Genomic DNA, 26,731 nt, shown 5'->3' with positions numbered 1-26,731 from the left:
TTATTTAATGAAGAAAATTACCCTTGTTTGTTTAGCTTGTTTGAGCTTGGGTTTAACCAATAGGGCCTTTGCGCAAAAAGCTGATACCGTTAATCTTACCGATATTAAATTTAAGGTAGAGGCCGCGCCGGAATGGTCGGCAATTTTAAAGCGTGATTCGGGCTGGTTCGGGGGCGATGGTATTTATACTATCCCTTTGAATGGGAAGGAGACCGGCCAGGCAAAACATAACGATAAAGTGCTTTTTATTTTCAGCGATAGCATGATAGGCGCGGTGCGTGATAACACTATGGCTCCGGGGGCCATCATGATCCACAATGCGGTAGCTGAACTAAAAGGCAACGAGCCTTTGGATAAACAAATGAAATTTTATTGGGATAAAAATGCCAAAGGAAAGCCGGAGTCTATTTTCATCCCGCATACACCTAAAACAGGAGCTACAGATTACTACTGGCTTGGCGATGGCTTTGTAAACCAGGCATTGAATAACAATATCTACATTTTTGGGTACAGGGTGCATAACGTAAGCAACGAAGCATTTGGTTTCAGGGAAGTTGGCAATACTCTCCTCAAGATCCCGGCAAACAGCAAGCCGCCGTATAAAGATCTTAAACAAATGGATACGCCGTTTTACCTGGTAGATCAGAAAGGGGAAAGCGGCTCTTTTGGTGCCGGCATTTACGTAAATACCAAAGAAGCCGGTGCGCCAAAGCCCGATGGCTATATTTATGTTTATGGGGTACGTGGCATGGCCAAGCACCTGATGGTTGCCCGTGTACTACCAGGGGATTTTGAAAATTATAGTAAGTGGACTTTCTATAATGGCAAAGCCTGGGTTGCCGATATGGAACAGGTTGCCAATGTAACAAGCAGCGTATCAAATGAGTTAAGTTTTAGCCCGCTGCCGGATGGTCGTTACGCGCTGATATTCCAGGTAGGGGGGATGACCACATCGGTGGGGATGCGGATAGGTGCAAGCCCGGTAGGTCCGTTTGGCCCGATCATTAAATTATGGGATTGCAAGCCTGATCTTATCGCCAAAACGTTTGTGGTTTATAATGCCAAGGCGCATCCAAGCTTATCAAAGCCCGGTGAACTGCTGATCAGCTACAATATTAACTCCGTTGATTTTTTAAACGATCTGAAGAAATATCCAAACCTGTACAGGCCAAGATTTATCAGGGTAAAGTTTAACGAACACGAATAGGCTCGAATTGAAGGAGCACGAATGGAATTAGTGTTTAATATAACCCAATGAAAATACGTTCGCTTGTATGCGCTGCTGCGCTTATTTATGCCAGAAACCTGTTTGCACAGGAGGCTAACCTTGTTAAGTATGTGAATACCCGGCAGGGCACTAATACCAAATATGAGTTGTCGTACGGTAACACCTATCCGGCTACTTCGCTGCCTTTCGGCATGAACACCTGGACGGCGCAAACCGGCAAAAACGGCGATGGCTGGAAGTACCAGTATTTTGAGCACACCATTCGCGGTTTTCAGCAATCGCACCAGTGCAGTTCGTGGGTAAATGATTATGCGGTATTTTCGCTCATGCCTGTTGCAGGGAAATTAGTTGTTAATGAAGATGAACGGGCGGCATCATTTAGCCACGATAACGAGATAGCGCAACCAGGTTACTATAAGGTAAAACTTGATAATAATATTACAACCGAAATGTCGCCGACCGAACGGGGAGCGCACCTGAGGTTTTCGTTCCCGAAAGGTAAAGCCTCTTATCTTGTTTTAGATGGCTACACTAAAATGAGCGGGGTAAAAATCATCCCGGCCGAGCGGAAAATAACAGGGTACGTAAACAATTGCCGCTGGGCCCCTAAAGATTTCCGGAACTACTTTGTCATTATTTTTGATAAACCCTTTACCGATTACGGCACCTGGGAAAATAAAAAGAATACCCTTTCGGAAAAGAATGGATCGGCAGAGGGCGAAGGTATCGGGGCCTATATCAAATTTAAAGATGGAGAAACTGTACAAGCGAAAGTAGCTTCGTCCTATATCTGCCCGGAGCAGGCCGAACTTACTTTGACAACTGAACTGGGTAAATACAAATCATTTGATGATACCCGGAAAGCTGCTGATAAAGTATGGAACCAGTTGCTTGGCCGTATGACCATTGAGGGGGCTACGGAAGATCAGAAGGCGACTTTTTATTCTTGCATGTATCACGCCAATCTATTCTCACACCAGTTTTTTGAATATAATAAAGATGGGAAGCCATACTATTATAGCCCTTACGATGGCAAGGTACATGACGGTTATATGTATACCGATAATGGTTTTTGGGACACTTTCCGTGCCCAATTCCCGCTTAATACGGTGTTGCACCCCAAGATGGAAGGCCGGCTTGTAAATGCCTTGCTTGATGCGCAGCAGCAATGCGGCTGGTTGCCGGCCTGGTCGTTCCCGGGTGAAACGGGAGGAATGCTCGGTAACCATGCCATATCCCTATTAACCGATGCCTGGGTAAAAGGGATCCGCACCTTCGACCCCAAAAAAGCCCTGGAGGCTTACTATCATGAAGCTACCAATAAAGGTCCGTGGGGCAGTGCCAATGGCCGCCCGGGCTGGAAGGAATATTATGCCAATGGTTATGTGCCTTTTACGCCGCAAACCCTTGGTTCAACTGCCTGGACGCTGGAGTTTGCATACGATGATTTTTGCGGATATCAACTGGCTAAACTCACCGGTAATAAATTTTATGAAGATGTTTTTACCCGGCAGATGTACAATTATAAAAACCTGTTTGATACCAAAACCCGTTTCATGCGCGCGAAAGATGCCCAAGGTAATTGGATTGAACCTTTTGACCCTATGGATTGGGGTGGCCCCTATACCGAAGGTAATGCCTGGCACTGGACCTGGTCTGTTTTTCAGGATACGCAGGGCTTGATCAACCTGATGGGCGGAGAGAAGAATTTTACTGCTAAGATTGATTCGGTATTTACTGAGCCTGGAACCATCAAGGTAGGAGGGTACGGACAGGTGATCCACGAAATGACAGAGATGGCCGAATTTAAAATGGGGCAATACGCCCAGGGCAACGAGCCTATTCACCACTTGCTTTACATGTACAACTATGCCGGCCAGCCATGGAAGGCGCAGCAGCATTTGCGCGATGTAATGGATCAGATGTACAACGCAGGCGAAAACGGTTATCCCGGCGATGAGGATGAAGGCCAGATGTCATCTTGGTTTGTGTTGAGTGCCGCTGGCTTTTACAGTGTTTGCCCAGGTACCGATCAGTATGTAATTGGCAGTCCGCTATTTAAAAAGATGACCATCGCTTTGGAAAATGGCAAAAAGTTCGTGATAGAAGCTAATAATAACAGCAAGGAAAATGTATATATCCAGTCGGCGACGCTTAATGGTAAGCCTTATACCCATAACTGGATCAGTCATGCTGATATTATGAACGGGGGCGTATTACACTTTGAAATGGGTGATAAACCGGCTATAAACCGTGGCATTGGTTCTGAAGATAGACCGTTTTCGCTTTCAAAAGCTCAATAACAAAATTAAGAAGAATATGGAAAACGTCATTGCGAATGTTTAAATCCGGAGGCCTCTGAAGGTGAAATGACAAAAGAGGGCCTGTCAGGCTGAGCCTGTCGAAGACTCGGGCGCAGAGGCCTACCCACCATGCTTCGACAGGCTCAGCATGACACCCGTTTTAAGTTGTCATGGGTAGGAACGAAGCAATCCCAAACTATACAGAGCCGGTTTGCAAATCGGGGATTGCTTCGTTCTTTATAATGACGTTTATAAACACGCAACCGCTAAAACGATTTTATGATCAATATTTACAAAATAAAAAAGTCAATTCTATTACTTACTTCGGTGATACTGCTGTTCAACCCGGCATCAGCACAGGAAATCTTTTACCTCAACAACACCAATAAACAAATTACATGGAAAGTAAAAGCCCAGACCGACCTGGGAGCCGATAGTCTTGACATCCACAAAAGCGGTTACGCCGCTACTGATTGGGTAAAGGCTATTGTACCTGGTACTGTATTTTCATCATACGTAGCGGCCGGTTTGGAAAAGGATCCCAATTTTGGCGATAATATTTATAAGGTTGATAAAAAGAAGTACGACCGCAATTTCTGGTACCGTACGCAGTTCAGCGTACCTGCAGGTTTCACCAAACAAAAAATCTGGCTTAATTTCAAAGGCATTAACCGCAAAGCTGAGATCTACCTGAACGGGAAGAAGATAGGCAGCCTGGATGGTTTTATGCAGCGGGGAGTGTATGACGTAACGAAACTCGTAAATAAAACAGGGGCAAACACACTGGCTGTTTTGGTTTATTGTCCGCTGAACCCATTGGTAAATTATGCCAGTCCAACATATATACCCAGCGCCAGTTGGGATTGGATGCCTTATGTACCGGGTCTCAACAGCGGCATTACTGATGATGTTTACCTGAGCAACACAGGTAGCCTTACCATTAATGATCCCTGGATTCGTACAGATGTGCCTACTACCGCCCGGGCTGAAGTATCGGTTTCGGTTGGGGTGAAAAACAGCACAGATACTTTTCAAACAGGGACCTTAACCGGTGTTATTAATCCTGGAAATATCCGGTTTACCCAAAAAGTATTTGTGGGTGCTAACGGCAATGCAGAGGTAAAAATCGACCCAAAACATTTTTCGCAGCTGGTGATCAACGGCCCAAAACTGTGGTGGCCCAATGGCTATGGCGATGCCAACCTGTACACCTGTAACTTAAGCCTGAAGCTTGGCGATGAACTATCTGACAGCAAACAGATCCGGTTCGGCATAAAAAAATACAGCTATGATACCGTAGGCCATGTATTGCATTTATATGTAAATGGCACCAAAGTATTTTTAAAGGGCGGCAATTGGGGGATGGCCGAGTATATGCTGCGTTGCCGGGGAGACGAGTATGATACCAAAGTGCGTCTGCATAAGGAAATGAATTTTAACATCATCCGCAACTGGATAGGCTCAACCACGGATGAAGAATTTTATGATGCCTGCGATAAATACGGCATCATGATCTGGGATGATTTCTGGCTTAACTCTATCCCTAACCTGCCTAATGACGTAAATACTTTCAATGCTAACGCCATCGAAAAAATAAAACGGTTCAGAAATCACCCTTCCATTGCCATTTGGTGCGGTGATAATGAGGGCGAGCCTTTACCTCCGCTAAATAACTGGCTTCGTGAGGACATTAGCGCTTACGATGGTAACGACAGGTATTATCAACCTAACTCGCATGCAGGGAATTTAACAGGCAGCGGTCCGTGGACTAACTTTGATCCGCGCTGGTATTTCAGCCGTTTTCCTAATGGCTTTGGCGGTAATCAGGGTTGGGGATTGCGTAGTGAGATAGGTACGGCGGTGTTTACCAATTTCGACAGCTTTAAAAAGTTTATGCCGAAGGACAAATGGTGGCCGCGGAACGAGATGTGGAACCTGCATTTCTTTGGCCCGTCCGCAGGTAATGCCGGGCCCGACAGGTACGACGATGGTATTAAAAACCGTTACGGTGCGCCTACAGGTATCGAGGATTATTGCCGCAAAGCCCAGCTGCTGAACATCGAAACCAATAAAGCCATGTACGAAGGCTGGGAAGATAATATATGGGAAGATGCATCGGGCATTATGACCTGGATGAGCCAGTCGGCCTATCCTTCATTGGTGTGGCAAACCTATGATTACTATTATGACCTCACCGGCGCCTACTGGGGAGCTAAAAAAGCCTGCGAACCGGTACATATTCAATGGAACCCGGTAAATAATGCTATTAAAGTGATCAACACCACCCGTACTGACGAAAACAACCTCATTGCTTATGCCGATGTATATAACAGCGATGGACAGATCGTAAAACAATATAGTCAATCAAAAACTATCGATGCGCCATCGAATACGGCATTAAACTGCTTTACAATGGCTTTTGCCGATAACCGCGAAAACCTGGCACTTAACAAACCTGCATTTGCATCATCAACCACCATGGGTGAGGCCGGTTCTGTAACGGATGGTAATCAGGGAAGCAGGTGGGCCAGTAATTCCAGCGATGCCGAATGGATCTATGTTGATCTTGGCAGGGAGCAAGAGATAAACGGTGTTAAATTGAATTGGGAGGAGGCATATGGTAAAGCTTTCAAGATCCAGGTATCTGACGATGCCAAAAGTTGGAAAGATGTTTATGAAAGCGGCGATGGGCATGTTGGCGTGCAGCAAATCACTTTTGATGAAGTAAAAGGCCGATACGTGCGTATATATGGATTGCAGCGTGGATCGGGTTGGGGCTACTCGCTTTGGGATTTTGAAGTATATGGCGGCGCGCCGAAAAGCAACGGTCTTACGGATGTTCATTTCATCAAACTAAGATTGATTGATAAAAACGGAAAACTGGTATCAGATAATTTTTACTGGCGGGGTAATAAACGCACAGATTTTACCGCCCTTAATCAACTGTCAAAGGTTAACCTGAAGGTATCATCAACCATAAAACTAATTAACGGCAGGTATTATGTGGATGCAAAGATCAGCAACCCATCCTCATCAAAGGCGGCCGCATTTGCCATTCGCGTACAGGCAACAAAAGCCGCCACGGGTGAACAGATACTGCCGGCAATAATGAATGATAACTATTTTTCGCTGATGAAGGGCGAATCAAAAGATATCAGGATTGAATTTGACGCAGCCTTGCTGGGCAAGGATCAGCTGAAACTATTGGTACAGCCTTATAATGATCCGGTAATAACAGAAAAGTAATAATAGGCCTTTGGTACGTTGAAGTTTTAAACTAATTTACCGGTCCAATTAACAAACAAACCTGCACAATGGATACCAAACCCAAATTCACCGAACGCAAGTTCCTTGTAGTACTCATTTTTGTTACCTCATTATTTATGCTCTGGGGCATAGCCATGACCCTCGGCGATACATTAAACAAGCATTTTCAAAATGTTTTACATGTTTCAAAATCACGTTCGGCTTATGTACAGTTATCATTGTTTGGCGCTTACGCGGTGATGGGCATCCCGGCAGGTATGTTCATGAAAAAATTTGGTTATAAAAACGGTGTGCTTTTAGGCCTGGGGCTGTATGCTGCAGGGGCATTCCTGTTTGTTCCGGCGGCTGATGCTAAATCGTTTGACTTCTTCCGGATTGCCTTGTTTATCCTGGCTTGCGGCCTGGCTACACTCGAAACCGTTGCCCATCCATTTGTTGCCTCTCTCGGCGATCAGCGTACCAGCGACCAGCGCATTAACTTTTCGCAGGCCTTTAACGGTGTCGGCGGCGTTATTGGTCCGCTGTTGGGCGGCTATTTCGTTTTAAAAGGAGGGCAGGAGCATTCTAACGACCTGATATCTGTCAAACACCTGTATATTGTAATAGGAGCGGTGATTGCATTGGTTGGTGTAGCATTTTCATTTTTAAAAGTGCCGTCATTGCAGGATCCGCATGTTGTAGCAACAGATTCATATGCGGTTGCGGGTGAAGGACATATTCCGGAAAGCCTGTTCAAAAAAAAGCATTTTGTTTTTGCAGCCATAGCCCAACTGTTTAATGTGGCAGCACAAGGCGGCACCTGGGCGTTTTTTATCAATTACGGTCACGAGATCATGCATTTAACCGACGAACGCGCGAGCTACTATTTTTCATTAAGCATGGTGATGATGATGGCCGGCCGTTTTATTGGCACCTTCCTGATGCGTTACATAGCGCCAAACAAGTTGCTGGCGGTATTTGCCCTGGGCAATATCCTGATGTGTGTTATTGTAGCACAGGGCTTTGGCGTGGTGTCATTTGTGGCATTGCTGTTCATCAACTTCTTCTTCAGTATTATGTTCCCAACCATATTTAGCCTGGGGTTGAAAAATTTAGGTTCACAAACGCAAAACGCGTCATCATTTATAGTAATGGGAGTTGTAGGCGGGGGATTGTTTCCGCCGGTTATGGGCCTCATTGCTAATCACAATGTTGCTACAGCTTATTACCTGCCTATCATTTGTTATATGGTGATATTTTTATTTGGGATCAGTTATCCTAAACTGAATAAAAAAGGAATATGATCAAATTAGCTTAATCGATTTATTTTTATATTTTGGCCAATAATCGCTTAATAAATCATGGTTATTAAGCGATTATATTTTATATTTGATTTTAGCCAATTATAAGCCATTGAAAAAACTATCGATTGTTGATATCGCCAATGAATTAAAAGTTTCTAAAACCACCGTATCGTTTATACTGAACGGGCGTGCAAAGGAAAAACGGATAGGTGAGGATCTGGTAGAGCGTGTTACTAAATACGTGGAAGAAGTGGGCTATAAACCCAATTCCCTGGCTAAAAGCCTGCGTACCGGTAAATCAAATACCATTGGTTTAATGGTTGAAGATATTTCAAACCCCTTTTTTGCCAGCATAGCCCGACTTATTGAGGATAGAGCTTATAAAAATGGCTACAAAATAATTTATTGCAGTACCGATAATGACACCCAAAAAACCAGGGAACTGATTAGTATGTTTCGTGACAGGCATGTGGATGGCTATATTATTGCTCCGCCCGAAGGTATTGAAGATGATGTAGAGCAACTGCTTAAGGACGGCTTGCCGGTGGTAATGTTCGACAGGCATTTACCCAAAGTAAATACTGATTATGTCGAGGTTGATAATCTTTTCAGCACCTATAATGCTACCAGGCACTTAATACAACAGGGTTACAAAAATATAGGCTTCGTTACTTTCGCTTCGTCACAAACACAAATGCTGGCCCGGATGCAGGGCTATAAGGATGCGCTGAAGGAAAGCCGTTTTGCTCCGGTGGTTAAAGAGATTGTTTTTAACCAGGACGAAGAAATGATCATTAAGCCGATGACGGCCTTTTTTAAAAAGCACCAAGATCTCGACGCGGTAGTTTTTGGCACCAACCATGTAGGTACCTGCGGGTTAAAAGTATTTAACACGCTGGGTATTAAAGTACCCGGGGATATGGCCGTTATATCGTTTGATGATTATGACGTTTTTAAGCTGTACTCGCCTCCGGTAACCGCTATCGCTCAGCCGGTTGAAGAAATTGCGGATAATGTGATCACCGTGCTACTTAAAAAATTGAACTCTAAAGGGCTTAGTACAGCCTCACACTCTATTATTCTTAAAACCAACCTCCAGATCAGGGGTTCATCGTCCGGATTAAAAGGGTGATTGAATTTGGAAGGCCATATATTAACGGGTAAATGCGAAGCATTTGTAAAGATGGATATTTCGTAAATATTCAGTTTGTATCTTACCTTTAATAAAAATTTACTGTTATGAAACGGGCTTTTATTATAAAAAATAAAGCAAGAATGGTATTGGCCTTAGCTGTGCTTACTGCTATGCTTTTATTAGCCAACTGGAATGGTCGGGACAATGTTAAAGAATTGGATAAAACGTTGACATCCATTATGAAGGACCGCCTGCTGCCGACAACGTTTGTGCATGAAATAAGCAACAGGCTTTATGAAAATAAACTGGCAGCTGTTTCTGGTGCAGATGTCCAGGTAAAAATTAATGGTAATTATGCAGCTATAGAAGCGTTAGCAAAGAAATATGAGGCAACTCAATTAACACGCGAAGAATCAGCAAAATGGAAGACCTTTCGTGTGCAATTGCGTGATCTGCAGCAGCAGGAAGCTGGCCTGAATAATGCAGAGTATGTTTTTAATCAGGCCCTTAAATCGCTTGATCAACTGATAGCGATACAGGTTGGCGAGAGCAACCGCCTGCTGCAAAGCGGACAAAGAAATGTAAGTTCAAGTATACTTACAGCCAATTTTGGTGTGGTTGTTTGTATTTTACTTGGATTATTTATTATGGTGCTGCTAAGCGCCAGGGAACAAATGATTTTAAGGCAGGACGAAAGGCATTTGCTCAATTAAAGATCTTAATAAAAACCAGACTTACGATGTTTCTAAAACTTCGTAAGTCTTCGAGGCTGTTTAAAAACGAATAAAATAAATGTTTTTTGTAGAGACGCATCACATGCGTCTCTCGTAGGACAAGCCACATTCAATAGGGGCGAGCATGCGTAAATTGCATGCGGGAGACGCATGTGATGCGTCTCTACATTTGGAAATTATCGTTTTTAAATAGCTTCTTAGAGTTTCTTAAATAACCATCACATTTTCACCGCCTTTAAGCGGGTATGATTTTGCTTTCCAAACCAATACGCCGGATGTACGCTGCGGTAAACTGACCTTTATTTTCCACCTGTTATTTTCTAAAACATAAGCTACTGCAACCTTACCGTTAGGGTGTGGGATCTCGCCGCTCACATTGGTCATTGTTCCCAAATGAGGTTCGATCTTGATCTTGCTGAATCCGGGCGAATAGCTGTCAATACCCAAAACTGTCCTGAAGAATTCAATATTGGGGCTGCTTCCCCAGGCATGGCAATCTGAACGGCTATATTTAAGGTCGGAATATTCGGCCCAGGTGGTTAAGCCCATTTTAATATTCTCGCGCCAGATACCCAGCCAGTTCATATAATCGTTACCTAAACCACCTTTTACCAATGCCTGGTGCAGGTAATATTTAAAATAAATGGTGCATTGGGTCAATGAGGTATCGCTTAATAATCGTTTGGATAACATAGGCAGATCTGTGTTTTTCACCATGCCTGTAAGTATGGCTAATGAATTGGCATGCTGCGAAAATTGTTTCTTGTCCCATGTATCGGCATACAGCATTTTTGCCGGGTCCCAATATTTGCGTTGAATAGTTTGCTTAAGCTTAGCAGCTTCTTTGTGGTATAAAGTGGCATAACCGGGCATGCCAATTTTTGTTTCCATAGCGGCAGCCCACTCATAAGCCCAAAGTAATTGCAAATCAATAATGGCCGAACTGCCGTCGGTGCCTTTTGGCGGCGAGCCTATATCCCAGTTTTTGCCGCTGGCCCAATCCACAAAAGTCCAGTAAGGGGTGTTTTTTAATGAGCCATCAGCTTGTTGGTATTGGCTGAAAAACTTTAATACTGCCCGTTCGCCATCCAGCTTATCCTTAATAAAATTACTGTCATTGCGGTACATCCAGTAATCATACAGCATGCCTATGTACCATAATGAAAAAGTTGAAATAATTTGGGTATCATGAGTAGGGTAACGGCTTTGGGTAACGCCCTCTGTTAAACGGGAATGGTCCATCAGGTTAATGGCATTGCGGGCCAGCCGGTCATCGCCGCTATAGTAATAGGATATCATGGCCTGGATACGGGTATCGCCGATGTATTGCAGTTGCTCATAATAAGGGCAATCTGTATAGGTTTCAAATGCATTAAGACGGGCCGTACGCCAGCCAATATCGAGCATCTGTTTTATTTCCTTATTATCGGTATTGAAAACGGCACGTTGCTTAAATGGATAACCGGTAAAGGTGCCATACAGGTCATCAATAACCAAAGGCTCGTTTTGTGTATGCACAATTAAGCGGATGTACCTAAAAGTACGGAAGTTGAGCGTAGTATATGATTGCCCTTTGCTGCCATTGGAGATCAAACTATCATTTCTGCCCGAAAAATCCTTGCCCTCCACATCGTTACGGTTGCCTTTGCGCATTCCATATTTGCTTAAATTATCAAAAAGCGATTCGGCATAACTTAAAGAGATCCCGGCATCTTTCCCACCGCTGAAATTAATGGTAGGATAGGCATTGGTAAGATGTGTTTGATCAAGCAGCATGGTAACTGTAGTATTTGCAGGAATAGTAAGCGGTGTTTTAGTGCCCGGAAAAACCGGGGGAACATCTATCCCGGAGGCTTTACGTACAACGGGGATCCGCTCATAAATTAATTCCTGGTGCGGAATTGAGGATGGTACCAATTGCCATCCGAATCCATCCCACCGGCCCTTTAATTGCCCGCCGAAGAGGTTAGCTGCCTTTGGCCAGCTGCTATCATCAAAGTTAGGCGAGTACCAGTTCATCATGCTTTTATTCAGATCCACCATTTCGCCGGTGCTGGCAGCGAAATAGCCCCAGATGGGCTGATAGCCTTTGTCCTGGATGCTTTTCCAGGTGTTATTGGTGTTAAGGATCTCTTCGGCTACTGAATTGCCTTGTATAATAAAAGCGGTACGGACACTGATCTGGGCTTCAGGGCGGTACTGAGCCTCGTTCCACACTAAAGCAGCTACCGTATTTTTACCGGTCACGAGATAGGGCGCAAGGTCGACGGTTTCATAGTTCCAGTAAAAAGTATCGCCCCTTGCCGGGCCTAATGATACCAATGTGCCGTTTACGTACAGTTTATACCTGTTATCTGCCGATACATGAATAACAAAGCTGGCCGGTTTGTTGGTCAGCTCAATGTTTTTACGGAAATAATAAATACCGTATTCATTTCCGGTGATGTTGGGCACGGAGATCCATTGTGCATTCCATGTCTTTTCCTCTGCGGTTTTATGAACAGACCGGGCATTACTGTTTTGTGATGAGAGAAGGGTACTTACAGATAAAATTAAAATCAGAAAGTGTTTCATGCAGATTTCATTGGTTAATTGGTGATGGTCAGGTTGGTTTTCCCTGGTTGCATTAAGTAGATAAATTGGTTCGACTAATATAATTAAATCGATTTAGCATTTTATCAAATTTTTTTGTTTTTTTATGATTGGCAAAGCTGATGGGACTATGTTTTTCATTTTTGAACCATCGCTGGTTCAGTCTGCCTCTGGCTTGGGATAACATGCAAACTAAATCCCGAAGTTGTATTGAAATAAGCTGCTGAGCTTTATATTTGTTTAAACCTACCAATTACATCTATGAAAAAAATGATCCTGTTCCTGCTTTCATTTTATTTTATCGGCAGGGGGGTAGCTCAAAACCCGGTTCAGCCACTTGTTATACAGGGAAAGCTCAGCAATTCGGCCGAAAAAATGTTGAAGGTCTTTTTTGAAGATGCCAACGGTAAACTTCTTATGGATACCATCAGGCTTAATGATTCGGGCGAGTTTTATTTAAAAACGTACAAAATAGCCAAGCCTCAACGCACCAGCATCCAGCAAAACAACACTCAAATCAACCGGATCTATGTAGCACCGGGTTATGATCTCCATATAACCGGTGATGCGATTAATTATGTCAACCTGTCGAAAACTAAAAAGATAACCGGTATAGGTGCCGAAACCAATCAATACCGTGTAAAATTAGATTCAATCCTGGTAGCCCGGAACGATAAAACAGCATGGTATGAACTAAAGACCGATGAGTTAATCCAATTCCTTAAAAAAAGCAAAACGTTGGAAGACTCGTTACTAAATGTTGTGTTTAACAAGCCGGCAAAGCAGGATCAATATTTCAATACGTTTAAGAAAATGATTGATTTAGATAATCAAAGCTTAAATTTTTACATGCTGCTTCAGCACCTTGATTTGAGTAAATACAATGCAGCGCAGATGCGGGAGCTGGTATCAAAAAACATCCCTTCAGCATTTTCAAAAGGGATATCGCATGACGAATATTTAGTATCAGAAGACTATAAATTATGGGTTTTGCCACTTTATTATGCCTATGAACAGCGGCTGGATCTGCTGCGCGATTCTGCATCGGTGAAGCAGCCCGGGTACACACTTGACAAAATCAAACAGCTTTTTACCGGCAAGGTAAGGGACTATTATCTAAACCGGTACATTGAAAAGAGAATTGGTAGTGCTAACTCTCTTGAAAAATTGAATATAGCCCAAAAGGAGATGCGTGTATTCATTGACGCAATAAGTAACCCGGCTTTAAAAAATAACATCGCCGGTAATTTTACCGAAAAAAAGTTACAGCTGATGCACGTGCAAATTGGGAAACCGGCCCCGGCTTTTACTTTGCCCAGCGACCGTGGCAAGGTTTTTAACCTGGCCGATTTTAAAGGAAAAGTTATTTATATTGACCTTTGGGCCAGCTGGTGCGGGCCATGTCGCCAGGAAATGCCCGCATATAAAAAACTAAGCGACAAGTTTAAAACTAATCCGCAGGTTGCTTTCGTTAGTATTGCCGTACATGACGGAGAAAAGGAATGGCGAAATGCACTCAAAGAAGAAAAGCCGGACTGGCTGCAGCTTTATGACAAAGACGGTACAGTTGCACAATCATACATAGCCTATGCAATTCCAAAATATATACTGATTGATAAAGAAGGCAAAATGCTCAGTTTTGACGCTCCCGGCCCAGGGAGTGCGCAGGCCGAACAATTGATCAATGAGGCTATCGCGAAGCAATAGTCTGTTTATGCTTTTTCCAGGGCATATGATGCCAATTCGGTTTTCAGGCTTTTGATCATGATCTGCATTGGTTTTGTGCTGTTTAATACCCTGCAGATCGCGTTGCCTCCTTCTATCGAAAGCATCATCCGGGTTGCAAATTCAACGGGATTTATGGCGTTTGAGAGTTCCCTATTATCAATTCCTTCCTGAATAATATTGGCATAGGTTGTTATTGCGGTATCGACCATGTCTTTTAACTTTTTTTTGATGGCCGGGTTAGTATCATCCGTCTCTGTCGAAAAATTAACTATCGGGCACCCGCCTTCAATATAGCTTTTCAATGGATTTTTGCTGTTGTCTAAAGCGGCATTGATCTTGGCAATGGCAGTTTTATGTTTGCTTACTGTGTTGTTCCTTCTGTCGTTTAGTTTTCCTAAAAGGTAATCAACAGCGGCTTGTGCCAGTTCGTCTTTGCTTTCAAAATGGCCATAAAAACATCCCTTACTGGTATTGGCAACTTCAAGTACCTCATCAACAGAAGTGCCGGCAATTCCCCTCTCATTAAATAAAATCGCTGCCTGCTCAATAATGAATTGCCTTTTTTGCTCGCCTTTGTTCATCTTCAGTTATTTACTATGCAAATATAGACTAAATGGTTTAAAAAAATAAAATCGGTTGATTGCCTGTTGAAATTAATTGCGTGTTTTATTATTTGTAAATGGCTGGTAATTAGTGTTTTATTTTCATATTCGTTTTGTAGTTGTATAACTTTAAGGTGATTTTTTTTACACTGATCTTATGAATGCCTGTATTTATAAGCCGGCTAAGCAGTGATTGACACAGTAATGTAAATATGGGTAAAAGCAGACCAAATGGTTTTATTTAATAAACCAATTAGTCTATTTTTGTTTTAAATAACAACGCACAGCATACTGTTTTTACGATCTGTTAAATTTCAACATTAAGCTATGAAACTTATAAAAGAACACCACAGGGGCATCAGCACAATTTTAGCGTTCGCGCTGATCCCGCTTTCAGGTTTTGCAACTGATATTTATATACCTTCCCTGCCCTCCATGGCCAGGGAATTAGCTGTCAATAATTCGGCTGTTCAGCTTTCGCTCATCGCGTTTATGATCAGTTCGGGCGTCAGTCAATTGTTTGTTGGCAGCTTGCTCGATAGCTTTGGCCGGTACCGTATCGGTACTGTCTCCTTGCTGGTGTTTGCATTTGCAAGTTTTGTCATAGCTATCTGCCATAATATTGAGCTTATTTATGCCATGCGTATTTTGCAGGGCATCACCGTCGCGCTTATTGTGGTAGGGAAGAGGGCATACTTTGTCGATATTTATTCGGGCGAGCAGCTTAAACATTATACCAGCCTTTTTTCTATCATCTGGGCAACCGCGCCTATTGTAGCGCCTTTTATCGGAGGTTACCTTGAAGCTGCCTTCGGCTGGGAATCCAATTTCCTTTTCCTGGGGATAGCCACTCTTTCGCTACTTGTTTTAGAGTTGGTATACGGTGGCGAATCATTGAAAAATTATCACCCGTTTAAGGCTAAAAGTATTCTGCAGGTTTACCTGGCTACCATTAAAACCCGCGATTTTTCCCTGGGCCTCATCCTGATCTCCCTGAGCTATGCCATGCTGGTGGTGTATGGTATGAGCAGCCCTTTTATAATCGAGCATGTATTTCATTTGTCGCCTGTGGTAACCGGTTATTGTTCGCTGCTTTCGGGGGTATCATTGATGGCGGGCGGTATTATTTCAAAAACCCTCATCAGGAAACCGCTTATCAAAAAAGTATCGGTAGCTCTTGCCCTGCAATTAGGCTTTGCCGCTTTAATGGTGTTTACAGCAGGTATTAAAACAAATTTATTTACGCTGATGGCATTTACAGCATTGGTCCACCTATTATCTGGCTTTATATTCAATAATATATTTGCTTACTGTTTAGGCCGGTTTTCAAAAAATGCGGGTATCGCAAGCGGCGTGACCGGCGGCTCGCTTTATATTATCACTTCATTTTTTAGCTACGGCATTGTAAATATTATGGCCATCAAAAATCAGCAGTTATTAGGAACCGCTTATCTATCGTTCGCGATACTAGCTGTTATTACCCTGGTGCTTTTCATCAAAGCGAGGGCTTCGCACCAAAAACAAGAAGAAGCGGCTGTTATTTTAAATGCTGAGGTAGCTGTATAAGCTGAATGATATCGCCTTAAATAATAGGTGAAGCCGGTAATTAATTATCGGCTTCACCTGTTTTACAATGATACATAAGAATGGTACAATTCAACGCTTTATTAGGCTGATCTGTTTGTTGACCATTGTGCGGGTTACAATTTAACCAAGAAATAACCTGAATATTCAGCCGGCAGATCCTTATATTTGCCCCGATAAGTTCTTTACTTTACTTCATCAACCGGTATAGGTTTTACTTAATTGTAGATTAATAGGGAATCGTGTGTAAATCACGAACTGTCGCGCAACTGTAAGTAACACAAAGGTTTTTGCCAGTAATGTCCACTGTCCTGATGAATGGGGATGGGAAGGACGGCAAAAATGTTACAAGTCAGGAGACCTGCCTAATACTGAATTGACAATGCTTTCGCGGTATGAAGCTTGGTCTGGGTTATGATTACTTGCCTGTTTGGGTCTATGGCCCGTTATGACGGGCTGTGACCATATATTCTCTCCATATTTTACATATCATAAAACATTACGAAGCTTAGCTGAAAGGGCTTTTAACCGATTTATTCATTTAATCAATTAAAAGAAATGCTAACGCAAAATTTAGGTTACCCGCGTATTGGTAGCCGGCGCGAATTAAAAAAAGTCTGCGAAAACTATTGGGCAGGCAAAACGGGCTTAAAAAATGTGCTTACCGTGGGTAAATACATCAGGGAAGAAAACTGGCTACTGCAAAAAGAAGCCGGGATCGACGTGATCCCATCAAATGATTTTTCATTTTATGACCAGGTGCTTGATCATTCACTGATGTTTGGTGCTATTCCTAAACGCTATCATGAAGTGATCAGTCAAAAAGGCAATACCGAGCTCGATCTGTATTTTGCTATGGCCCGCGGCTATCAAAAAGATGGATTGGATGTGGTAGCTATGGAAATGACCAAATGGTTTGATACCAATTACCATTACATAGTACCCGAGTTTTATAAAGACCAGCAGTTTAAACTTTTCTCCACCAAAGTTATCGATGAGTTTTATGAGGCTAAACAATTGGGCATCGTTAGTAAGCCGGTATTGATCGGGCCTGTATCGTACCTGTTGTTGGGCAAGGAGAAAGAGGCTGGTTTCGATAGGATAGACCTGATCAAAAATCTGCTGCCTGTTTATTTTGATATCCTGAATAAGCTTAAAGCTTTGGGTGCCGAATGGGTCCAGTTTGATGAGCCGTTTTTAGCGCTTGATTTAAGCGAAAAACAACAGGAGGTATTTAAAGATACCTATAAGCAATTGAGGAAAGAATTTCCTTTCCTGAAGATAGTTTTGGCAACTTATTTTGAACGCCTGGGCGATAACACTCAATTAGCGGCAACTTTACCTGTTGATGTTTTACATGTCGATTTAGTGCGGGCGCCTCAGCAATTGAATGAAGTAATGGAGCATCTGCCCCAAAAAACTATCCTTTCTTTAGGTGTTGTTGACGGGCGCAATATCTGGAAAAATGATTTTGTTAACTCGCTGGTCATTATAAAGAATGCGAAGGATAAATTAGGTGCCGACCGCGTTTGGATAGCCCCTTCATGCTCATTGATCCATTCGCCATGCGATCTGCAAAATGAAACCAACGATGAAGTGCTTACTCCCGAAATTAAGCAGTGGCTGGCTTTTGCGCGGCAGAAAATAAACGAAGTGGTATTGCTTAGCAAATTATCGGAAGATGTGGTGAGCGATAGCAGCCTGCATCAACTGGCAAAAAACCGGCAGGCAAACGAGGCCCGCCGAACATCTGCACTGATCCATAACCCGGCAGTTAAACAACGGGTAAGCGCCATTACCGAAAATGATGCAAAGCGGATAAGTGCTTTTCCTGCACGGAAAGAGCAACAGCAGCAACTGCTTAACCTGCCGCTTTTTGCTACCACAACTATTGGTTCGTTCCCGCAAACAGCCGAAGTACGAAGCTGGCGTGCCCAATTAAAAAAAGGTGCGATAACCCTGGGGGAGTATAACAAACTGATAGCTGCCGAAACTGAAAAGGCTATAAAATGGCAGGAAGAAATAGGGTTAGATGTGCTGGTACATGGCGAGTTTGAACGTAATGATATGGTTGAGTACTTTGGCGAACAACTGGCCGGTTTTACCTTTACACAAAATGGCTGGGTGCAAAGCTATGGCAGCCGCTGTGTTAAGCCACCGGTTATTTATGGCGATGTATCAAGACCACAGCCTATGACGGTAAAATGGTCGGCTTATGCACAATCGTTAACCTCAAAATGGATGAAGGGGATGTTAACCGGCCCGGTAACTATTTTGCAATGGTCGTTTGTGCGCAATGATCAGCCCCGTTCCGAAACCTGTACGCAGATAGCATTGGCCATTCGTGATGAAGTTTGTGACCTGGAAAGCGCCGGTATCAAGATCATCCAGATAGATGAACCGGCCATTCGCGAAGGATTACCGCTTCGCAGGGACGACAGAGCAAATTATCTCGACTGGGCAGTTAAAGCTTTCAGGATTTCGGCAAGCGGCGTTCAGGACAGTACACAGATCCACACGCATATGTGCTATTCGGAGTTTAATGACATCATTAAAAGCATAGCCGATATGGATGCCGATGTGATCACGATAGAAACATCGCGCTCGCAAATGGAGCTGCTGGATGTTTTTGCCGATTTTAAGTATCCTAATGAAATTGGCCCCGGTGTATATGATATCCATTCGCCCCGCGTGCCCAACAGGGAGGAGATGATCCGTTTACTCAAACGCGCCCAGGCGGTAATACCCGATGCCCAGCTTTGGGTAAATCCCGATTGTGGTTTAAAAACACGGGGCTGGGATGAAACTCAAAAAGCCTTAATAGAAATGGTTGAAGCCGCGAAAGCTGTCCGCGAAAATGTTATCAGCAATGTAACTGCTTAAATAAAAAAAACTACTGTGTACCGTAACAGGTGCACAGCAGTTTTATATACCTAATATGACAAAGCATGAAAATAAATACTGCCCCCGGTGTAAAGAGCCGTTTGAATGCAAAGTAGGCAGCATCCTGTTGTGCCAGTGCCAGGGCATCAGCTTCACCGACCAGGAGCGCGACTATATCCGCTTAACCTACCCGGATTGCCTTTGCCGCAAATGCCTGATGGCGATGAAGCATGAGATCAGCACAACTGCTGTCCGGGAAAAAATGAGAACGATACTTGAAGCAATCAAAAAGGGTACGCAATAACAGGATATTATGAATTGCGTTAAAAATTAGCTTTAAGCTTTGTGCTTTCTGCTTTTAGCTTTCAAATAATTTCCCCTGCTTCAAACAGTTCATCCAAACGGCTGTGCGAATCATTTACGCCCCGTTCCATACCCGATTGCAGCATGCCATCCCGATCTGCCGCGGATTGAAAAACCGACTGAACGGTTACTTTTGTTCTATTATCAGGAAGGGCTTCAAATCGGGTAGTTTCTAAGGTTACATGACCACTTTCGGGCAATCCTTCAAACTCAAATGTTTGGATGATACGTTCAGGGGCGGTTACATCATGGATAACACCATGAAAGCCATAATCATTACCGGCAGGGTCGGTATGAATGTAGCGGTAAGCTCCTCCGCTACGGCAGTCAAATTGATCTATGCGCATTTTAAGTTCGCGTGAGCCCAGCCATCTAACAATCAGTTCGGGATCAGTAAAGGCTCTGAAAACCAGCTCACGCGGTGCTTCAAATTCGCGGGTTATAAAAAGCTCCTGCTTGTCGGGTTCAGCCTTAATTTCTGTTTGATTTTTTGTGGTGATCATGGTGTTTTTATTTAGGTGATTGATTAATCGTTATCGTTAGCTTCCTGCAAAAGCTTGATATCCATTTTGGTCATCTTCATCATGGCAGCCATAACTTTTTTGGCTTTTTCAGGATTTTCGTTATTATAAAGTAACTCGCTCATAACTTCAGGAACAATTTGCCAGGTAACACCGAATTTATCATCAAGCCAGCCGCACTGATTGGTTTTGCCGCCGCCTGCAGGTAGTGCTTCCCACAGGTAATCAATTTCCTCCTGGGTTTTGCAGTTGATGTAAAATGATGTAGCAGGCGAAAAATTGAACATCGGTCCGCCATCTAAAGCTAAAAACTGCTGATCTTCTATCCTGAATGTTCCAACTAACATTTTGCGGCCATTGCCGGGGTCGGTAAGTGAGCTTACTTCGCTTTCGGAGTTTTTGAATACCGAGGTATAAAATTTCAATGCTTCTTCAAGGTTGCCGTTAAACCATAAAAAAGGGGTTACTTTCTGGGTTGCTTTAAATGTTGCCATGGTTTCTGTTTTTTATTGATTAAAAATTTGTTGCTTTTGATATCTCAAAGTTACCTGCCCTGGCAAGGGCTAATAGTGTCCAAAAACGACGAGATAAGGGGGCATTAGCGACAAAATGATTTTTTATCTCCCTGGCATTTTGCTCATATCCATGTGCAGCACATTCCAGCTATGGCCATCAGGATCGGTAAACAGGCAGCCGTACATCCAGCCATCCATTTCCCGGGGCTTGTGATTGCTTTTGCCACCGGCTTCGATAGCCTTTTGAGCCAGTTCATCAACTTCTTCCTTGCTTTCCGCGTCGATAGACAGCAGAACTTCAACTCCCTTGGCCGTATCCGCAAGACCGCAGTTTTCAACAAAGCCTTTAAAGGTGCTTTCGTCAAAAAGCATTACTGTAACATCCTTTTCGCCAACCTGCATGGCTGCAGAATTTGGGCCGTTACCAAATTGCGAGTTAAACCGAAAGCCGAGTTTGCTGAAAAACTCCTTTGATACATTTACATTTTTTACAGGCAGATTGATCCAGAATTGCTTCGTCATAATTGATTATTTTAAAGGTTTATCATTGTTTTTTAATTCTTCGAGCAGATTGTCGAGCGCGTCAAATTTTTCATCCCAACCCTTGCGGTAACGCTCAACCCATTGAGCAACCTCTTCAAGCTGTTTTAGGCGGGGTTCGCAATACCGTTCCCGCCCTTGTTTTTTAATGGTTATAAGACCGCATTCGGTCAGGATTTTTATATGCTGGGATATAGCGGGACGACTTACATCGAAGTTATCCGCTATGGCATTCAGGTTCATGGGTTTAAAGGCTATCAGGTTAATGATATCCCTGCGGGTTGGATCGGCAATGGCCTGGAAAACATCTCGTCTCATCTAAATCAAATATAATATGTAAGTGATTGCTTACAAATTTATATGTAAGCAATCACTTACGCAAATTTTAATATTTTTATTTTTAAATAAAAAAGGGGAGAAGTACAGGGCCAACATTTAAATATTCGGACTTGCCTAAGCACTTAAAAATATTAGCGTAGTGTAACCCATCAAAAAAAAATAAATATTTGATTATGAGTATCTTGTAAGTGATATTTTAAAAAAGTGTTAACCCTGTTAACCCTATTTATCTGCGTTTGCCCGGGAGTGAAATGGCCCTTCTGTACGATTCTCAAAAAAATCATCATCTTTGTGGCTGATAAATAGATCCTAACAATATGCTGTTTGAACAAATAAGCCAAAAGCCGTTCTTTATTCTTGGCCCCTGTGTAATGGAAAGCCAGGAGTTATTATATACTGTTGCCGAAAAAGTAGCCGAAGCCGGGCAGAAATACAATGTGCCGGTAATCTTTAAATCGTCATTTGATAAAGCCAACCGCACATCTATTCATTCATACCGCGGCCCGGGATTAGGGAAAGGCATGGAAATGCTAATGAACGTTAAGCAGCGTTTTGGTTTACCGGTTACTACTGATATTCATGAGCCATTCCAAGCAGCTATTGTAGCCGAGGTTGCCGATATATTGCAAATCCCTGCGTTTTTATGCCGGCAAACAGACTTGTTGGTTGCGGCTGCTCAAACCGGTAAAATTGTCAATGTAAAAAAAGCCCAGTTCCTTTCGGGGCATGATATGTTTTATCCGGCTCAAAAAGTTATTGAAGCCGGCAATAACCAGGTAATATTAACCGAGCGGGGCAATATGTATGGCTATAATAATTTAGCTGTCGATTTCAGGAATATTTACGATATGAAAGCCTTTGGCCACCCGGTTTGTATGGATTGTACCCATTCGGTTCAGCGCCCTGGCGGAGCAGGAGGAAAAACCGGCGGCGACCGTACTTTTGTGCCTATGATGGCCCTGGCAGCAAAGGCTTTTGGAGCCGATGGCTATTTTTTAGAAACACATCCCGATCCTGATAATGCCCTGAGCGATGGCCCTAACATGGTTAAACTGCACGAACTGGATAAGGTTTTAGCACCATTAATAGGATAAGTTTTTTGTTCTGAATGTCCGGATCCATGAAAGATATTGCAAAAAGGGTTTTTGATATTGAAATAGAGTCGCTGCAGCAGGTAGCCGGCTCAATTGATGATGAGTTTGCAAGGGTTGTTGATGCCATATTAAAATCAACAGGAAAGCTGGTTGTTATTGGTATTGGTAAATCGGGGCTTATCGGTAAAAAGATAGCTGCCACATTGGCTAGTACAGGTACACCGAGCTTTTTTTTACATCCGGGAGAGGCTTTTCACGGCGATTTAGGTATGGTAGGCCCTAATGATATTGTTTTATTGATATCCTATTCGGGCGAAACCGACGAGGTGCTGAAACTTATTCCTTATTTAAAATGGAATAAGAATGTGATGATCGGTATAACAGGTAATCCTATATCAACCGTTGCCAAAAACTGCAGTTATCACCTTAATATAAAAGTTGAAAGGGAGGCTTGCCCGCTCGAGCTGGCGCCTACATCATCAACTACCGCGGCGCTGGTTATGGGCGATGCCCTGGCGATAGCGTTAATGGAGTCGCGAAACTTTCAGCAGCATGATTTTGCACGTTTTCATCCGGGCGGTAGCCTTGGGCGCAAACTGCTGGTAAAGGTTATAGACCTGATGCGGACCGATAAGCTTCCTTTTATTAATGAGGAAGCTTCATTTATGGACCTGTTACTGCGCATGTCCGAAGGTAGGTTAGGTATGGTTATAGTAGGTGACGCGTCCCGGATTAAGGGGGTGGTTACAGATGGCGACCTTCGCCGGGCCTTGCTTAAACACCCCGATACCTCAACCTTAACCATAGCCGAAATCATGACCGTTAACCCGGTTATTATTGATGAGCATGAATTTGTAGGCTATGCCGAGCAGTTAATGCTTGAAAAAAAGATCACTACCTTACTGGTAGGTTCTGCACAAAACCGGTCAATAACAGGTGTTTACCAGATATATACGGCCTGAAACACTTTTGATTAGCCTAAGCCGCGCATTCTTTGGATCGGGAGGCAGCTGATTTCGGTAATATTTGATTATCTTTACCGGTATCTATCATATTCTACCGTGTTAAATTAAATGTCTGATCAATCAAATTCGATCACTAATAAATTTCAGGCTCCTGCAAATATTCATATTGCAATAATAGGTCTTGGCTATGTGGGATTGCCCCTTGCTGTGGAATTCGCCAAAAAATGTCCTGTAAAAGGTTTCGATATTAAACAAAGCCGGGTTGATGAGCTGAATAACGCGTTTGACCGTACCCTTGAAACCAGTAGCGACGAACTATCGGCAGTTTTAAATTTAAAGGATGAAAGCAAGGGGCTTACTTTCACATCGCAGATAACAGACATTGCTTCCTGTAATGTTTATATTGTTTCCGTACCAACACCTACCGACCAGCACAACCGGCCTGATCTAAGCCTGCTTATCAAAGCAAGTAAATCAATAGCAGGTGTATTGAAGAGGGGGGATGTGGTTATTTATGAATCAACAGTTTATCCCGGTGTAACTGAGGATGTTTGTGTGCCTGTTTTACAAAGAGAATCAGGTTTGCAGTATAACAGTGATTTTTTTGCAGGATACTCACCCGAGCGTATAAATCCGGGGGATAAAGTTCATACGCTGACCAATATTTTAAAAGTAACATCGGGCTCAACGCCCGAGGCTGCTGATTTTATTGACAACTTATACCGGTCAATAGTAAAAGCAGGAACGCATAAAGCGCCCGCCATTAAAGTTGCAGAAGCCTGTAAGGTGATCGAAAATTCACAGCGGGATATCAATATCGCTTTTGTAAACGAACTTGCCAAAATATTCAACATCATGGATATTGATACCCATGCGGTTTTGGCAGCGGCAGGTACCAAGTGGAATTTCCTGAATTTTAAACCAGGTCTTGTAGGCGGTCACTGCACAGGAGTTGATCCGTATTACCTTGCAGCAAAAGCCCAGCAAATGGGTTATCATCCCGAAATTATCCTGGCCGGGCGAAGGCTTAATGATGGTATGGGTACGTACGTTGCCCTTGAAGTCATTAAACTGATGGTGAAGAATGATATTTCGGTAAAAAACTCAAAGATCCTGGTGCTCGGTTTTACTTTCAAGGAAAATTGTCCGGACGTTCGTAACACCAGGGTAATTGATATTATTAAGGGATTTGATGGTTTTGACGCAACCTGTGAAATATATGATCCATGGGCTGACCCGGATGAAGTAAAAAGAGAATATGGTATTTCTACATTAAAAAATTACGGGCAACTAAGCGGCGCTTACGATGCAATTGTTATGGCTGTGGCACATCGCGAGTTTTATGATTTAGACTATGCAAGCTTAAAACATAAATCATCATCGGTAATTTATGATATAAAAGGTATTTTAAACAAGGATGTTGTAAGCGGACGGTTGTAAGTGTTGGTTTTACAATTATTTTTTCACATAGAAAATCATTTTTTTCTCACTGTTAACAGAGAATTCATTTTGAATAAATTTCTTAATTTTTAATTTTGTGGCTGTGGAAATAATACATTTGTAACCGTGTCTCCATTTAATTATGACATTGTTATTAGTAAATAATTATAGTAATTTTAGCAGGGTTGCATACTACATAAGCACATATACATGATTCACAGATACGCTACTTTTATTAAAGCAGTGAACCTTACCATTGATTATATTATACTTAATATGAGCATGGTAATTTCTTACTTCATTGAAGACCGGTCATATATTTTTTGGATTAACAACAGGCAGTACCTGCCTATTGTGTTGGTTTTTAATCTAATTTGGCTGCTGTCAGCTAATATTACCGGGCTTTATGAACATGTTCTGAATAAAGATTCAATTAAAACCTATCGCGGCGTAATTAAAACTTACCTGCTGTTTGTAAGCTTTATTTGCTTCACTATCATTATATTAATAGGCACTAAGGCGTATTTTATAACACGCGAGTATCTTTTTTATTCGTTGGCCTTATTCGGCTTCCTGCTTGGTTTATGGAAGTTAATATTCCTGAGCATCCGCAAAAGCGACCGCGCAACGCTTATTGATATACGTACTGTTATCATTATAGGCGGGGGCCGCATCGGGTCAGACCTGCATAGCTTTTTTAAACAAAACCCAGAGCGTGGGTATAAGCTTGTTGGCTTTTTTGATGATGCATCAGACAGCGTACTTGATCAAAGCCTTTATTTAGGCGGTACTAATGATTGTATAAGCTATGTGCTTAACAATAAAGTGGATGAAATATTTTGTACCCTACCAAACTCTGAAGCTGAGAAAATAGAGCAGTTGATGCTTGATGCGGATAAAAATCTGATCAGGTTTAAATTTGTGCCAGAATATTACGACTACGCTAAAAAGCCAACTTTTATACAGAGCTTCGGTCATATCCCGGTTATATCCGTAAGGCCCGAACCTTTGGAGAACATGCTGAACCGCTCCATTAAACGCTTGTTTGATATCTGTTTTTCAATATTTGTGATCCTGTTTATTTTTAGCTGGTTATTTCCCATTTTGGCCATCATTATAAAGCTTGAGTCAAAAGGGCCAATATTCTTTGTGCAGGAGCGTTCAGGCAGGGACAATAAGCCATTTAAATGCTATAAATTCCGTAGCATGCGGGTAAATCACGATTCGGATAAGAAGCAAGCTACACGCGGCGATTCACGTATAACCAAATCCGGGGCATTTATCCGTAAAACAAGTATCGACGAATTGCCACAGTTCTTTAACGTAATATTAGGCAATATGTCGGTAGTAGGCCCAAGGCCGCACATGATAAGCCACACGCAGCAATATTCGCAGCTTATTGATACTTTCATGGTTAGGCATTTTCTTAAACCTGGTATTACAGGTTGGGCCCAGGTGTCGGGCCTGAGGGGCGAAACTCAAACCACACAGGCTATGCTTGAGCGTGTGGAGGCCGACGTTTGGTATCTTGAAAACTGGTCGTTCCTGCTGGATATGAAGATTATCTTCCTAACCGTATGGAACGTGTTTAGAGGCGAAAAGAACGCATTTTAAT

The 26,731-nt window shown here is 42.8% G+C and carries 20 protein-coding genes and 1 riboswitch; of the genes, 14 read left to right on the top strand and 6 right to left on the bottom strand.

What is annotated here, in order from left to right; genetic code table 11:
• Positions 1-7 precede the first annotated feature (7 nt).
• From FHW88_RS17975 to FHW88_RS17950, 6 genes are all read left to right on the top strand, one after another.
• Positions 8-1,207 carry a DUF4185 domain-containing protein gene (locus FHW88_RS17975; RefSeq protein WP_218117233.1) on the top strand — a complete coding sequence of 400 codons (1,200 nt, stop codon included), beginning with the start codon at positions 8-10 and terminating at the stop codon, positions 1,205-1,207.
• Between the two features lie 47 nt (positions 1,208-1,254).
• Complete coding sequence (locus FHW88_RS17970) at positions 1,255-3,531, top strand: GH92 family glycosyl hydrolase (protein WP_176627383.1); 2,277 nt, start codon at positions 1,255-1,257, stop codon at positions 3,529-3,531.
• 279 nt (positions 3,532-3,810) lie between these two features.
• The gene (locus tag FHW88_RS17965) at positions 3,811-6,777 is read left to right on the top strand and encodes a discoidin domain-containing protein (protein ID WP_176627382.1); all 2,967 of its coding nucleotides are present in this window, start codon (positions 3,811-3,813) and stop codon (positions 6,775-6,777) included.
• Positions 6,778-6,845: 68 nt separating this feature from the next.
• Positions 6,846-8,081, top strand: a complete 1,236-nt coding sequence (fucP, locus tag FHW88_RS17960) for an L-fucose:H+ symporter permease (protein WP_090527285.1) — start codon at positions 6,846-6,848, stop codon at positions 8,079-8,081.
• A gap of 109 nt (positions 8,082-8,190) precedes the next feature.
• Positions 8,191-9,213: a LacI family DNA-binding transcriptional regulator gene (locus FHW88_RS17955; protein ID WP_176627381.1), complete on the top strand. Its 1,023-nt coding sequence runs from the start codon at positions 8,191-8,193 to the stop codon at positions 9,211-9,213.
• 107 nt (positions 9,214-9,320) lie between these two features.
• Positions 9,321-9,929 carry an MCP four helix bundle domain-containing protein gene (locus FHW88_RS17950; RefSeq protein ID WP_176627380.1) on the top strand — a complete coding sequence of 203 codons (609 nt, stop codon included), beginning with the start codon at positions 9,321-9,323 and terminating at the stop codon, positions 9,927-9,929.
• Between the two features lie 228 nt (positions 9,930-10,157).
• Here FHW88_RS17950 and FHW88_RS17945 read toward each other — a convergent pair whose 3' ends face one another.
• A complete protein-coding gene (locus FHW88_RS17945; protein WP_176627379.1) occupies positions 10,158-12,524 on the bottom strand; it encodes an alpha-L-rhamnosidase C-terminal domain-containing protein in 2,367 nt (788 codons plus the stop codon).
• Positions 12,525-12,803: 279 nt separating this feature from the next.
• On the opposite strand from FHW88_RS17945, the gene FHW88_RS17940 reads away from it, so the two are divergent.
• On the top strand, positions 12,804-14,249 hold the full coding sequence (locus FHW88_RS17940; RefSeq protein ID WP_176627378.1) for a TlpA family protein disulfide reductase: 1,446 nt from the start codon (positions 12,804-12,806) through the stop codon (positions 14,247-14,249).
• A gap of 5 nt (positions 14,250-14,254) precedes the next feature.
• On the opposite strand, the gene FHW88_RS17935 is transcribed toward FHW88_RS17940, so the two are convergent.
• Entirely contained in the window at positions 14,255-14,851 is a 597-nt protein-coding gene (locus FHW88_RS17935) for a TetR/AcrR family transcriptional regulator (protein ID WP_176627377.1), read from the bottom strand.
• Positions 14,852-15,199: 348 nt separating this feature from the next.
• Here FHW88_RS17935 and FHW88_RS17930 point away from each other — a divergent pair, with 348 nt between their 5' ends.
• The 3 genes from FHW88_RS17930 to FHW88_RS17920 all read left to right on the top strand — a co-directional run bounded on the left by FHW88_RS17930 (position 15,200) and on the right by FHW88_RS17920 (position 19,643).
• A complete protein-coding gene (locus FHW88_RS17930) occupies positions 15,200-16,438 on the top strand; it encodes an MFS transporter (RefSeq protein ID WP_176627375.1) in 1,239 nt (412 codons plus the stop codon).
• A 210-nt stretch (positions 16,439-16,648) separates the two neighbouring features.
• Positions 16,649-16,840, top strand: a riboswitch (cobalamin riboswitch).
• Positions 16,841-17,014: 174 nt separating this feature from the next.
• Positions 17,015-19,339, top strand: coding sequence for a 5-methyltetrahydropteroyltriglutamate--homocysteine S-methyltransferase (metE, locus tag FHW88_RS17925; protein WP_176627373.1), 2,325 nt, complete (start codon positions 17,015-17,017; stop codon positions 19,337-19,339).
• 55 nt (positions 19,340-19,394) lie between these two features.
• Complete coding sequence (locus FHW88_RS17920) at positions 19,395-19,643, top strand: cysteine-rich CWC family protein (RefSeq protein ID WP_090527304.1); 249 nt, start codon at positions 19,395-19,397, stop codon at positions 19,641-19,643.
• Between the two features lie 61 nt (positions 19,644-19,704).
• Here FHW88_RS17920 and FHW88_RS17915 read toward each other — a convergent pair whose 3' ends face one another.
• The 4 genes from FHW88_RS17915 to FHW88_RS17900 all read right to left on the bottom strand — a co-directional run bounded on the left by FHW88_RS17915 (position 19,705) and on the right by FHW88_RS17900 (position 21,596).
• Positions 19,705-20,205 (bottom strand): SRPBCC family protein, encoded by a 501-nt coding sequence (locus FHW88_RS17915; protein WP_176627371.1) that lies wholly within the window; start codon positions 20,203-20,205, stop codon positions 19,705-19,707.
• 23 nt (positions 20,206-20,228) lie between these two features.
• On the bottom strand, positions 20,229-20,717 hold the full coding sequence (locus FHW88_RS17910; RefSeq protein ID WP_112652982.1) for a VOC family protein: 489 nt from the start codon (positions 20,715-20,717) through the stop codon (positions 20,229-20,231).
• Between the two features lie 123 nt (positions 20,718-20,840).
• Positions 20,841-21,260 carry a VOC family protein gene (locus FHW88_RS17905; RefSeq protein ID WP_090527313.1) on the bottom strand — a complete coding sequence of 140 codons (420 nt, stop codon included), beginning with the start codon at positions 21,258-21,260 and terminating at the stop codon, positions 20,841-20,843.
• 6 nt (positions 21,261-21,266) lie between these two features.
• Complete coding sequence (locus tag FHW88_RS17900) at positions 21,267-21,596, bottom strand: ArsR/SmtB family transcription factor (RefSeq protein WP_176627369.1); 330 nt, start codon at positions 21,594-21,596, stop codon at positions 21,267-21,269.
• A 338-nt stretch (positions 21,597-21,934) separates the two neighbouring features.
• Here FHW88_RS17900 and kdsA point away from each other — a divergent pair, with 338 nt between their 5' ends.
• The 4 genes from kdsA to FHW88_RS17880 all read left to right on the top strand — a co-directional run bounded on the left by kdsA (position 21,935) and on the right by FHW88_RS17880 (position 26,730).
• Complete coding sequence (kdsA, locus tag FHW88_RS17895) at positions 21,935-22,711, top strand: 3-deoxy-8-phosphooctulonate synthase (protein WP_176627367.1); 777 nt, start codon at positions 21,935-21,937, stop codon at positions 22,709-22,711.
• A 26-nt stretch (positions 22,712-22,737) separates the two neighbouring features.
• Positions 22,738-23,673 (top strand): SIS domain-containing protein, encoded by a 936-nt coding sequence (locus tag FHW88_RS17890; protein ID WP_176627365.1) that lies wholly within the window; start codon positions 22,738-22,740, stop codon positions 23,671-23,673.
• 111 nt (positions 23,674-23,784) lie between these two features.
• The gene (locus FHW88_RS17885; protein ID WP_176627363.1) at positions 23,785-25,116 is read left to right on the top strand and encodes a nucleotide sugar dehydrogenase; all 1,332 of its coding nucleotides are present in this window, start codon (positions 23,785-23,787) and stop codon (positions 25,114-25,116) included.
• A 210-nt stretch (positions 25,117-25,326) separates the two neighbouring features.
• Complete coding sequence (locus tag FHW88_RS17880; RefSeq protein WP_090527329.1) at positions 25,327-26,730, top strand: undecaprenyl-phosphate glucose phosphotransferase; 1,404 nt, start codon at positions 25,327-25,329, stop codon at positions 26,728-26,730.
• The last annotated feature ends 1 nt before the right edge of the window (position 26,731 follow it).

Origin of the sequence: Mucilaginibacter sp. SG538B, from assembly GCF_013376065.1 — a bacterium.
GTDB classification, from domain to species: Bacteria; Bacteroidota; Bacteroidia; order Sphingobacteriales; family Sphingobacteriaceae; genus Mucilaginibacter; species Mucilaginibacter rubeus.
The sequence above is the reverse complement of the archived record's forward strand: the minus strand, read 5'-3'. Positions and strand labels throughout refer to the sequence as shown.